This window comes from Gardnerella sp. KA00127, assembly GCF_049244125.1.
In the GTDB taxonomy this organism is placed as follows: Bacteria; Actinomycetota; Actinomycetes; order Actinomycetales; family Bifidobacteriaceae; genus Bifidobacterium; species Bifidobacterium swidsinskii.
Map to the genome: position 1 here is coordinate 1,470,674 of NZ_CP058377.1, position 12,900 is coordinate 1,483,573.

The window sequence follows — 12,900 nt, forward strand, 5'->3', positions numbered from 1 at the left end:
AAGTTTCTGCCGCTTCCAACTAACTGTTTATACCCATAACATGCAGGCACCATGCGTTTTCATAAGCTAACTCCTGCCATTGCCTGTACCTGCCAGAAGTGCCACCGTGACCACCGTCAGTTTCAATACGAGCAATTGCGTCAACTCCAGAAGCTTGCAATTTAGCGAGCCATTTTAAAGGTTCCGTAACAAGCACGCGCGTGTCGTGAATAGAGGACGTGATTAAGATTTTCGGAAAATCAGCTAACTTTTTGCAACCATCTTCCATTTTTACGCAAGGCACATTTTCGTAAGGAGTATACGATTTCATATAAGCATAAGCTTCAGGATCATCGAGTGGATTGCCCCACTCATCCCACTCTGTTACAGTAAGCGGCAAAGAAGAGTCGAGCATAGACGTAAGGGCATCTACAAAAGGCACGTCTGCTTCAATTCCTGCATAACATTCCGGAGCCATATTTGCTATAGCACCCATAAGCAAGCCTCCTGCTGAACCACCGTTTGCAACAGTATGACAAGCGGAAGCAAAACCAGCATTTTGCAAAGCACGCGTGGCATCAGCAAAATCTTCAAAAGTATGCTTTTTATTGACGCGCCTACCCTGTTCATACCACGCACGACCCATTTCGCCGCCGCCTCGCACATGCACTTGCGCATATAACACGCCGCGATCCAGCAAACTCAAGCGACCGACAGAAAAAGTAGGGTCTGAACTAACTTCATACGCTCCATAACCAGTAATAAACATTGAGTCAGTTTGAGAAATTTTATCCGGACGCCACACAAGAGACACTGGCACACGCTCACCATCTCGAGCAGTAATCCAAACGCGCTTTTCAGCATAATTGCGCTCATTAAATTCACCTAAAATTTTACCTTGCTTGAGCAACACATCTTCGCCTGTTAAAGGATCCAACTCGCGAAGTTGACCTAAAGTCGCATAACTACCAAAAGCGTAACGCATACGCGGAGCTTCGTACGAAGGATTTCCAGTCATAGAAATACTCAATAGGCGATTATTGTTGATTTCTTCTTGTGAAATATTTGCGAGCGCAGCACGTGATTCGGCTTGCGCTTGATCCACAAGTTGAGAAGAAAGTTGATCCGTAAATTGATTCGCAAGCTGGGAAGAAAGCGGTCGCACTTCGCAAAAACGCCACGGTTTTGCTTGCAAAAAATCTTCAACAGCGCGCTTCTTGCTCATTACAGCCAAATGCGGCAAACCTTGAGAACGATAAGCTAGTGCCACATAATTTTTGTACATTGACAATCCGCTTATGCTCAATCCAACTGCATTTTGCAATATTTCAGGATTTTGAGGCGAATTATAAGGCTTTGTAATAGGCTCACTTCCAGCACCTTGTTGCCAAGCATCTCCCTGCTCGCAACCATAAGGAGAACCCGACGCAACACATACTCCATCCGAAAGCTTATACGTTATATGCTCATCAAACTTGCCGGAATTTCCTCTCATATCAATAATGTCAATTTCAAAATTAGGATTTTTAGCGTTATGGCACACAATCGCAATTGGAATATCTTCACCATTTTCGCCAGCATTCTCAAAGCAAGCGAAAGAAATATCGTATTCCACCCCCTCAACCGGCTCAATAACCATACGGAATTCGCCTTCAGGATTGCTCAAAGGAAGCATAAGCACGCGCGACGTAGTCTTTGAACTACTGCTGATCATCATGTATCGTTCGTCAAAACTTTCATACACGTCAACAAAAAATCGCTCGTCAGTTTCTTCAAAAACTTTTACATCATTAGAAACGCTAGTGCCAACCTTATGCCTCCAAACTTGATAAGGACGCCAAGCATCATCAAGCTTTACATAAAACACCCATTTTCCATCTGGAGAAAGTGAAGCAGAAGCAAGATTTTCCCACGATTCTTCTAACTGCAACCAAGAACATGTTTTTGTAGAAAAGTCACGAATAAAATAGTTAAAGCGTTCATCGCCTTGAGTGTCGACACCGTACAGCATTCTCAAACCGTCGGTACTCAAATCCATTCCACCGACTCTAAAGAACTTGCCACCAGAGTGCTCAGATTCAAGGTTTGCATCAAATAAAATTTCTTCACCATCAGTTGTGCCAGGTTTTGCAGAATTGTCGATAGTTGGCGGATTCCAATCGTCACTATTTTTGACTTTCATACGGCATTGCACAGCGTATTGTTTGCCTTTTTCAGTGCGCACGTAATACCAGTAATTATTCATGCGCACAGGAACAGACATGTCTGTTTCTTGAACTCTTGAGCGCAACTCGTCAAATAATGTAGAACGCAAGTTTTCTAAGTGCTTTACACGCTGTTCAGTATAAGCATTTTGACTATTGATGTATTCCATAAGCTTAGGATTATTGCGATCTTTCATCCAAGCATATTCGTCTATATAAGTGTCGCCATGGAATTCACGCGTCGACGGTATGCGTTCTGCCGCTTTTGGCTTCGCAAAATCTTGATTATTCATAGCTACACCTCTTTTAATTTTCATTAAGTATTTTCTTCAGCTTTTATATATTAGTAACGAAATATTTTCTGCAATTCTTTAATATTACAAAATTATTTTGCAATTATTTTATACTATTTCGCAATCGCTTCCTCTATAAACGGAAGCATTACTTTGGCTAAATCTTTGCCTTGAGGAGCTGCAAAAAATGGCACGCCTTGCAAAGTACCAACAGCACCTTCTGCTTCAATTATGCGCATTTGAGCATCATCAAAATCATCAATATCACCAGAAAACTCATTGGCATTATGTAATTTTTCGATCGCCATAGTAGGAATTTCTTGCGCAGCTTCACACGTAGTATCAAGAGCATCCGAAAAAACATACGCACGCTTAGATGCACTTAAAGCAACCGCAAAATCACGAGATAATTTACGACGAAAATCCTCAACAGTAGCACGCTTACGCAATTGCCTAATACCTACTGCAAGCACACGACCTGGATGCTTACGAATAATATTCGCATACGTTAAAGGATCCTTTTGACCATCATCGCCAATAAGCACAAAACGCATGCCAGGAAAATCATCCATAAGCTGAGTTGCAAATTCTAATTTATGTTGCGGTCCGTTTGGAATAAAAGTTTTAGGACGTGGATCCAAATCACGAAGAAGAAGAGGACCCTCAGGAAACTTTTCGCGATCAATAAAGTGACGAATTGAAGCCTCAACATTCCACGGAGAAGTAGAAAGATAGAAAAATGGAATATCGTCACGTAAACGCTCTAAAGACTGGAAAAACTCAGACATTCCAGTAACTGGCGAACGATGAGCAGGATTCATAATAAGCAAGTTATAAGCAGCACGAATTGGCGAAGGCGCTTGAGTTACCATAATAGTGTCGTCAACGTCCGAAATAACACCAACAGGAACATTTGCGTCAATAGCAAACAAGCTCGCTTTTACAGGCTCACGGTCACTAACAGAATACGAAACAACGTGACGACCAGGCTCTAAAGCGCGCTCAGTAATTAAATCTAAATACCCTGCACGGTCAGAAATACAATACTCTGCACTACCATCGCGCGAACCTTCAGGCTTATCGTATATTTCAGAATCGCCAATTTGAGCTGTTTCTACAGGAATACCGTCAATAGACAAAGCCACGCGCACACGCACAGCAGGAACAACAAGCATCGCGTAAATTCCGCGTTTTAGAGCAGAATGATGACCAAGCTTTGGAGCATACACAGTTCTGCAAATCAAGCGAGCATATCTATGCGTTCCATACCCAATATATGGCTCAACACTTGGAAACCAGCCAAGACGACGAGCAACACGACCAGCAAGACGCATCCACATGCCGACAATAGACGTAACGAGCCTGCGACCAAAACGCACAAGCAATGGCTTATTGTCAATACACTCAGCTTTAGACGGAGTGTCAAACAATGTTGCAGTAACATGCACAGGAATTGGCGCGCTGCTAATTCGTCTAGACGCAGCTAACTTCGGAGTAGATTGTGGACTTTGCACACACTCAAGATTAGAACGCGCAGAAAGCAAAAGTTCTTCGGCGCGTTCATCTTTGTTAAGTGAGTTACCCACAGATTCGCTCATTCGCGTACCGGACCATCTGGAGTCGTGCCAACAATTTGTACAATAGTGCCACGTGGGCAATTTTCAAAAATCCAGCGAGCATCCTGCTCATACATGTTTATGCAACCATGAGAGCCGTGATTTGCAGCATCGCCAGTTGCAATACCCTTATAATTCCAAGAAGCAGTGTGGAAGCCTTCTCCACCATGGTAATAGCTAACCCAACGCACTCCAGGAGAGAAGTAAGGAGAGCCATCGCCGTTCCTACCGCGCATATCTTGTGAAGCATAACGCAAGTAAATAAAGAATGTGCCGGAAGCTGAATCATCAGCACCGCGCTTACCTGTGCAAACAGGGAATGTTTTTACAAGTTCATCATTCTTATAAACAGAAGCCGTTTGGGTTGTTTTGTCAACAACAATGCGCATTTCAACAAGCTTCTTTTCAACGGTAAACTTAGTGATTTTCGCAGGAACAGCCATCTTGAAATCATTGCCATTGCGCAAAGATTCTACAGCCTTTTTCGCAACACTATTGGAATAGTTAATTTCAACACCATTAGAACCTTTAAGCGTTGTGAAAATAAACCTACCTTCTTTATCAATTGCATCTTCTTGATTAATTTTTTGCTGATTAAGTTCTTTTGGAAGAACTTGAGACAAATAATAATCTGCTTTATCTGCATCAATTGTGTAAGAAAGCTTACGGCGAGTCGTATCTGCTTTTATACTGATCCAAGACGCAATCGCTTCTTTTGGAACCGTAAAATCTTTACCGTCACCGTTATTAAACGTGATTTTTTTCTCAAGAAGTTTATTTAAATCATTTACAAGTTTCTGCGCTGCATCAAGCTTAATAGGAGCGTCAGTGCGTCGAGATGTAACAGAAACTTTTACTGTTTTACCAGGGTAAGCAATTAACTTTTTTACTGCTTCACGAACAGACATAGTTTCTATAGTGCGACCAGGTATGCCATCCTCTACCTTGTAAGATTCAGAATCCTTGTCGAAAACTGCACTATAAGGTACAGCACGATCCTTCTCACGAATAAACTTATGCAATAAGTACGAATCCAAAGCAGAATCATCACGTACAGCTTTCAAGCTCACAGTTTGATGAACCCAAGGCATAATACGAGTAAATAAATTATCTCGCTTAGCATTCATAATAGCTTTTACAGTTGCGTTCTTATCAATCTTGACACCAAGCTGACTCAAATCTGCATCAATACTATTTCCTTGATCGTCACTAATTTCTAATTCGCTATGATCCACAGCATTCTGAACAGTCTTGCTTACAGAATCTTCCTGATAGCCAGTGAGATTGCGCGTAATAGAAGCATCACCAAAATCAACACCTGGAGCAACTCGATTGTTGAAATACAAATGAAGTGCAAAAAATGCTGCTGCTAACAAAATAACAAAGATAAGAAGCGAATACATCAACGCCAGTGCGGAACGATTCGTACGATGTTTCTTTGCTTTCGGCTCTACTACTCTAAATGAATCGGTTGCAGTTGAATCGGCAGGAGTTGCATTTGCATACATGCCATAAGATGCAGCATTATTACCAAACACATTCTTCTTATTACCCGCAATATCTTCAACGATATCGTCAACAATGTCTCCAGAAGTATCTTCTTCATCGGCGACTTCGCCTAAATTATCAGCAAGAGTTCCCTCATAATTAACAGAATTATCAGCTATTTGATCTTCTACATGACTTTGAGGAACCTGCATAAAAGCAACAGTATCGTCACTAGCATCATCAGGCATATTACTAGGTGTAATATTGAGGGATTCATCTCCCTCAAAATTTTGCTGTAATTCAGCCATATTCAAAACCTCTGCTTAATAATTATATGCGACAGACACGCTTGCATAGTTTACCACTAGCGACGCACGAAATTAGTATTAGCGAAGCAGGAGAGCATAACTGGTTACATAACTAGCTATATAACTAACTAAATATTTAGTACAGAATTAATGCGAATAATACACGTGAAAAACGAGCAAAGAACAAGCAAAAGCAGCAAAATGCACAATTAACTAGCAACTAGCCGACACCTGATGAGTAACTAATAAACATCTAATACAAGCAATAAACGATATTTATAAAAACAATACATACTATACAAATGTGTAAAAAACGTAAATATTCACAGTATTAAGCAAAATTTATCGTAGCAATAGAAATAATGTGCAAGAATAGAGGGTATGCCAATTATGCCTATTCAAGCGACTATTGCTCTTATGATGATTGTATTCGCGCTTGTACTCGCTCCATTCGTCATCATGATTGTTACGCGCGCCATGAAACGGCATCATTTAGCGAAAAAACTCGCAAAACGACACGGCGACTCTGTACATTACGCGTTTATTCTAAATCCTTCAAAGCCGCAGGCAGAATCTTACCGCGAAAGTATTCAAAATTATTGCGACAAGCGCAAACTAACTTACGAAATAATAGACACTCAGTTAGATAAAGACGGACGTGAATGCGCACAAGAAGCACTTTCCAACGGAGCGAACGTTGTTGTGGCAGTTGGCGGAGACGGCACAGTTAGAACAGTTGCGAGCGCAGTAAGCGGCAAAGGACACGCTATGGGAATTATTCCTATTGGCACCGGAAATCTTTTTGCAAGAAACATGGGCATACCTGTAAACGATGTGGAAGCTGCATTGCGCGTGGCTACTTCGCATGGATCTAGGCAGGTTGATGTTGGGCGAGTAACGATTCTGGACAATCCGAAAGAGGACCACGGCCATGCGTTTTTGATTATTGCCGGAATTGGCTTTGATGCGCTTATGATTGACGACACAGACCCGAAGCTAAAGAAAAACATTAGTTGGCTTGCTTATTTTGTGGCCGGAGTTAAACATTTGTTTATGCCGAAGTATCGTGCAACCGTTACCTTACAAAGATCAAACGGCGACGAAAGCGTACTAAAAGGACTCACCTTCCGAACCCTTATGGCAGGAAACTGCGGGCAAATTCCTATGTTCTCGCTAATGCCAGAAGCCGCTTACGACGACGGCGTGCTCGACTTTGAAATTATTGACACTTCGGGCGGATTAATCGGCTGGGCTAATTTATTCCGCGGAGTAGTACACCAAACCGTAACCGGTCACGCTCTGCAGCAGGAGTCGCTATCCGCAGGCTCCAGAATTGACCAAACGCAAGGATTTAGCGCGGAAGTGCAGTTGGAAAAAGCGGCGCCAGTGCAGGTGGACGGCGACATTTTGGGTTACACAAAGCATTTGCGCTTCACTGTTGATAAACAAGCCCTGTGCGTGCGCGTGCCAGCAAGCGTAAAAACCAGCGTTACTGTGAGTGAATAATATAAAATACAAGCGCCGTGGCAAAATAAAAAATTATGGTAGCAAAAAATGCGGGAATGCCCGCCACCCCAGAAGATCTAGTCGACGTCGACGCTTTGGTTGGCGCTTACTATGATGAAGTTCCAAATTCCAACATTCCAGAACAGCGCGTGATTTTCGGCACGTCCGGTCATCGTGGTTCCGCTTTGAAAACTTCGTTTAACGAAGCTCATATTGTGGCTATTACGCAAGCTATTGCTGAATATCGCAAGAGCGCTGGCGTAACTGGCCCTCTTTATATTGGTCGCGATACGCACGCTCTTTCTGAGCCTGCTCAAAAAACCGCTATTGAGGTTTTGGTTGCTAACGGAGTTCACGTTCGCGTGGATTCTCGCGGCGACTTCGTGCCAACTCCTGTTGTGTCCCAAGCTATTTTGACTCATAATCGCGCAGCCGACGGCACTCAGCGTTTTAGCGGAGACGGCTTGGCTGATGGCATTGTTGTCACTCCTTCGCACAATCCTCCAACCGACGGTGGTTTTAAGTACGATCCTGTAACCGGCGGCCCTGCACCTGCAGACGTAACTAATGCGATTGCAAACCGCGCAAACGAATTGCTCGACAACTACAAGTCCGTAAAGCGCGTGCCTTTCGAGGAAGCAATCAAGTCTGATTTGGTTGAAGGCTTCGATTACCGCGAACATTACGTAAGCGACTTGGCAAACGTAATCGACTTCGACGTGATTCGTTCCAGCGGCGTACGTTTGGGAATTGACCCACTCGGCGGCGCAAGCGTAAACTACTGGCCACTTATGAACGAAAAGTACGGCCTGAACATTGGCGTTGTGCGTCCAGAAGTTGACCCAACTTGGCGATTCATGACTATTGACCACGATGGCAAGATTCGTATGGACCCAAGCTCCCCTTACGCAATGAAGGGCTTAGTTGATCAGCTTAACGCTGGCGCTTGGGATAAGTACGATTTGGTTGGCGGCACCGATCCAGATGCTGACCGTCACGGTATTGTGTGCCCGAACTGGGGCGTTATGAACCCGAACCATTACATCGCGGTGTGCGTGGAGTACTTGTTCGGCGGTGCTCGCCCAGATTGGCCAAAGAATACTGCTATCGGCAAGACGCTTGTGTCTTCTTCCTTGATTGACCGCGTATCTGCTTCTATTAACGCAAAGCTTGTGGAAGTTCCTGTTGGATTCAAGTGGTTCGTTGACCCACTCTTTAGCGGCGAAGTTGCTTTCGGCGGCGAGGAAAGCTCCGGCATGAGCTTCTTGCGCAAAGATGGTCGCGTGTGGACCACCGATAAGGATGGTTTGATTCCTGATTTACTCGCTGCGGAAATTACTGCAAAGACTGGCAAGAACCCAGCTCAGCTTCACCAGGATCAGGTTGCGCGCTTTGGCGAAAGCTGGTATAAGCGCGTTGATACCCCAACCACGCTTGAGCAGAAGCAGAAGTTCGCAGCTTTGAGCGGCAACGACGTGGAAGCAACCAAGCTTGCCGGCGAAGATATTACCGCAAAGCTTACAGAAGCTCCTGGAAACGGCGCAAAGATTGGTGGCTTGAAGGTGACGACGAAGAACAACTGGTTCGCTGCTCGCCCATCTGGTACCGAGAATATTTACAAGGTTTACGCAGAATCCTTCGTTTCTCCAGAAGCACTTGACAAGGTGCTTGAGGAAGCTACTGCTGTAGTCGACAAGGCTTTAGCGTAACGTAATAATCTTGCGTAAATAAAGAAATCTACTAATTGCGCTGGTTGCAATCTGCAGCCGGCGCATTTTTGAAAGGTTTTGTCATGATTGTTGTTTCAACAGACGGTTCCGCGCTCGGAAACCCAAATGGTTCAATGGGTTGGGCGTGGGCAGATCACATTGACGAGTCTGGTAGCTCTAACGAACATCATCACACAGGCAATGCAGATGCTGGAGGCGCAACTAATGGCACAAATCAAATTGGCGAATTATGCGCGGTTTTGGAAGCTTTACGAGCACATCCTGGAAGAGAGCCGCTCACAATCGAAAGTGATTCACAATACGCTATAAACTGCGCAACTACGTGGATTCACGGATGGAAAAAGAACGGTTGGAAAAACTCTAAAAATGAACCTGTTAAAAATGCCGAGCTGATTCGAGCAATCGACGCGGAAATTACTAAGCGCGAAGGCGCCGTAAAATTCGTGTGGGTTAAGGGTCACGCAGGAAACGAAGGAAACGAAAAAGTTGATACATTAGCGCGCGGATATGCGGAAGATTGCCGAAATGGTTTGAAGGACGGATACTTGCCTTTAGAAGGCTGGAAGTCGCTTCTTGCTTCTGAATATGCAAAAGGTACGAATGTGCCAAGTGATGCGAAAATGCTTTTAGATGGCAAAATTTCTCATGCAAAATACCATCTTGAACGCACAGTTGGCGAAGATATTAATCCTGATTTTTCTGCACAAAATAGTAAAAACACTAGTGATCTAACTGAATCTGCAAATGAATCAGCGCGCGAACAAGCGCGTGAAACAAAGCGTGAAACGTTAGAAAATAGCGAAAAAGATGCACTATCAATAGAAAATGAACAAGATGCACACCAGCAAGACGCACACCAGCAAGACGCTATAACTATTGTTCAAGAAGTTCCAAAAACAAAGCAAAATGTTACGCAAACTGCATCTAAACCAGTTCAAGGATTAAGTGTTTCTGGCGTGCTGCAATTTACTCCACCACCAAACACAAGCCCAAGTTTTAACGGCGAAGCGCGCTTTATTTCCGGCACAATCAACGTAAACGGCTACGTAGAACCAGACGGCACCTTGCATTTATCTCCAACCGCCTTCTACCTTTCATAGGTTACTTTGGAATTTGCTCGGCGTTGAGCTCCAAACGTAGTAGATCGCTCGCGCGGTCTAGGCGCGCTCGCTACTGAGCTTGCGTTGAAAGCACACCGTGCTTTCAACTTGAGCAAGCTCACGCTCCGAGTTGCTTTCGCGCGTTACACTTTGAGCGCGAAAGCAGGTCGTCACGCCCGCGTTTGGAGGGTGCGAGCGCCCAGCTCCGTTCAAAAAATCTGCACGCAGACTAATATGGAAATGTACGAAAACGAGGCACGCATAAAAGCATAAGCGCCTCTCCCGCAAATGCGATGGAAGTTCATCGACGAACTCGGGAATAACAAAACATAAGAAAGCAGGAATAATGGATAAAGCACAACAAGACGCGCTTAAAAAAGCAGCAGGCATTGAAGCCGCAAAGATTGTAAAGAATGGAATGATGGTTGGTCTTGGCACCGGCTCTACAGTGCGCTTCTTGGTTGACGAGCTTGGTCGCAGAGTTAAGGAAGAAGGCTTGAGCTTCACAGGAGTCACCACTTCTCGTCGCACACAAGAGCAAGCAGAAGGCTACGGCATTAAGATTCTCGACATTAACGAAGTGGATCACATTGACGTTACAATCGATGGTTCTGACGAAGTTGACAAGAATTTCAACGGTATTAAAGGCGGCGGCGCAGCTCTTCTTTGGGAAAAGATTGTAGCTATTAATTCCGATCGCATTGTGTGGATTGTTGACGCAAGCAAGGTAGTCGACACGATTGGCAAGTTCCCACTTCCTGTTGAGGTGATTCCGTTTGGATCTGCTCAGGTGATTCGTAAGTTCGAAAAGCGCGGATATAAGCCAGTTTTGCGTCTCGATGCTGACGGCAAGGAAGTACGCACTGACGAGAACAACTTTGTGGTTGATTTGCATATGGAGCGCATTGAGCATCCACAGGAGTTGGCGAAAGATTTGATTGAAACTGTTGGCGTTGTGGAACACGGCTTGTTCTTGAACATGGTTGACACTGTGATCGTCGGCGACCCTAACGGTCCTCGCACGCTTACCAACCCAAATAAGTAGCGAAACTAATCGCAACTAAATAAAACGAAAGTAGAGTCCGCAAACGCGGGCTCTACTTTTTTATTACTGTTGCGCGAGTTTTTGTTTGGTGTGGCGCGAGTTTTGGGGGATTTCTCTCCTCGCATGCGCTACGACCTGCTTGAGCGCAGCATTGTGCGCGCGAAAGCAACTCGGAGCGTGAGCTTGCTCAAGTTGAAAGCACGGTGTGCTTTCAACGCAAGCTCAGTAGCGAGCGCACCTAGACCGCGCGAGCGTTCCTTCGGGCGCTTTATTCTTAAACGTTTTTTAACGATACGCTCGCGTTTTATTACGCTCGCTTGCGAAACTCGCGTTGGAAGTCCACTGGACTTCCAACTTAAGCGAGTTTCCGCATTGAAGTGCCTCCGCGCGCTACGCTTTAAGCGCTCCGGCAAGTCAATGCGCCCAGTCCTCTTTTAGTGCTCGTAAAGAAATCCCCCAAACTCTGCATGCTAATTCGTTAATAACCGTGCCTTATCGCAGAGATTTTTCGATTTTTCTTCTTCGATTGGCGAATCAGCAGCCTGCGGCTCTGACGTTCGCCGCGCTCAGTGCGAAAAATCTCAAATCTCTACCACACGAATATTTGCAAGACAATCCGCGAAATATATAAATAAATAAAAAGCGCCGGAAAACCGACGCTTCAAAAAAGTCTTACGTGCCTAAATGTTCAGACACGCATCAACGCATAGCAAGAAAATTACTTGCGCTGGTGACGAGTCTTACGCAGCAGTTTGCGGTGCTTCTTCTTGCTCATCCGCTTGCGGCGCTTCTTGATGACAGAACCCATCTGAAGCCTCCATTCCTATGTAAAGTGTGCAACTTGCCTAATGTTACACCGTTTTAACGACTTTGTGGAGTGATATTACAAAGAACATCATTTTTTACAACATTTACATTGGGAATCTGTGATAAAAACGCTCTACTGCTTGCTTTGCGCCGTTCACTTCAAAAACAGCGGTATCGTTCTGCCACAATGCACTAGCCTGTGATTTATCATTTTCATCATTTCGCAACACATAGCTACCGGCAGCCTTGCCAGAAACTTGAATTTTTCCACTTGCGATTTCAGAACCCTTAAGTCCATCAACTAACGCTTCATACTGTTTGTTCGCAGAATCGCGATTCGACCATTGAGCAACAGTTACAGACACTTCCCCATCTGGCTGACCAGTTGAGTACTTAACAGAATATTCCTCCAAAGGCGACGATTCAGTCCAAGTTGCACTAGGTATAGCGTCAACACGAGCGAAATCAAGTACGCTATCAGGCATAGCCTTAAGCAATGCCGTAGAAGATGCTGGCAAAGGTTTCGATGGCATAGAAGGCGTTTTAGGCATTACCATATGATTTTTGCTCGCAACATTTTCGTGATTCAATGCCCAACCTGGCCACATAAATGCTGAAATTAGAGCCAAAACCACAATTACTACAGCTGAAGTCAACACAACTAATAATTTGCTGTGTGATGAATTATTAACACTTGAGGAATTCATATTCAACGCACCCATCTTTGAAGCATTCATACTTGAAGCATTCGATTTCGACATACTTGCATTATGTCACATCGCGATGACGCTTTTAGTGCGCAAAAACGCTTTACAATCAAAAAC

The 12,900-nt window shown here is 44.4% G+C and carries 9 protein-coding genes; 4 read left to right on the forward strand and 5 right to left on the reverse strand.

Annotated elements, in window-relative coordinates; translation table 11 throughout:
* Positions 1-19 precede the first annotated feature (19 nt).
* From HXT48_RS05955 to HXT48_RS05965, 3 genes are all read right to left on the reverse strand, one after another.
* Positions 20-2,500 carry a S9 family peptidase gene (locus HXT48_RS05955; RefSeq protein WP_004110205.1) on the reverse strand — a complete coding sequence of 827 codons (2,481 nt, stop codon included), beginning with the start codon at positions 2,498-2,500 and terminating at the stop codon, positions 20-22.
* 89 nt (positions 2,501-2,589) lie between these two features.
* Positions 2,590-4,074, reverse strand: a complete 1,485-nt coding sequence (locus tag HXT48_RS05960; RefSeq protein WP_004110204.1) for an App1 family protein — start codon at positions 4,072-4,074, stop codon at positions 2,590-2,592.
* Positions 4,071-5,888, reverse strand: coding sequence for a L,D-transpeptidase (locus HXT48_RS05965; RefSeq protein WP_004110203.1), 1,818 nt, complete (start codon positions 5,886-5,888; stop codon positions 4,071-4,073). The genes HXT48_RS05960 and HXT48_RS05965 overlap by 4 nt, the downstream gene beginning before the upstream one ends.
* Positions 5,889-6,269: 381 nt before the next feature.
* Here HXT48_RS05965 and HXT48_RS05970 point away from each other — a divergent pair, with 381 nt between their 5' ends.
* The 4 genes from HXT48_RS05970 (at position 6,270) to rpiA (ending at position 11,269) form a co-directional block, all read left to right on the forward strand.
* Entirely contained in the window at positions 6,270-7,394 is a 1,125-nt protein-coding gene (locus HXT48_RS05970; protein WP_004110202.1) for a diacylglycerol/lipid kinase family protein, read from the forward strand.
* 35 nt (positions 7,395-7,429) lie between these two features.
* Complete coding sequence (pgm, locus tag HXT48_RS05975) at positions 7,430-9,103, forward strand: phosphoglucomutase (alpha-D-glucose-1,6-bisphosphate-dependent) (RefSeq protein WP_421793036.1); 1,674 nt, start codon at positions 7,430-7,432, stop codon at positions 9,101-9,103.
* A 35-nt stretch (positions 9,104-9,138) separates the two neighbouring features.
* Complete coding sequence (locus HXT48_RS05980; protein WP_012913842.1) at positions 9,139-10,224, forward strand: ribonuclease H family protein; 1,086 nt, start codon at positions 9,139-9,141, stop codon at positions 10,222-10,224.
* A 346-nt stretch (positions 10,225-10,570) separates the two neighbouring features.
* Positions 10,571-11,269 carry a ribose-5-phosphate isomerase RpiA gene (rpiA, locus tag HXT48_RS05985; RefSeq protein WP_004105437.1) on the forward strand — a complete coding sequence of 233 codons (699 nt, stop codon included), beginning with the start codon at positions 10,571-10,573 and terminating at the stop codon, positions 11,267-11,269.
* 718 nt (positions 11,270-11,987) lie between these two features.
* On the opposite strand, the gene HXT48_RS05990 is transcribed toward rpiA, so the two are convergent.
* Both HXT48_RS05990 and HXT48_RS05995 read right to left on the reverse strand, forming a co-directional pair.
* A complete protein-coding gene (locus tag HXT48_RS05990; RefSeq protein ID WP_004268639.1) occupies positions 11,988-12,077 on the reverse strand; it encodes a 30S ribosomal protein bS22 in 90 nt (29 codons plus the stop codon).
* Between the two features lie 103 nt (positions 12,078-12,180).
* Positions 12,181-12,837 carry a hypothetical protein gene (locus HXT48_RS05995; RefSeq protein ID WP_012913840.1) on the reverse strand — a complete coding sequence of 219 codons (657 nt, stop codon included), beginning with the start codon at positions 12,835-12,837 and terminating at the stop codon, positions 12,181-12,183.
* Between the last annotated feature and the right edge of the window lie 63 nt (positions 12,838-12,900).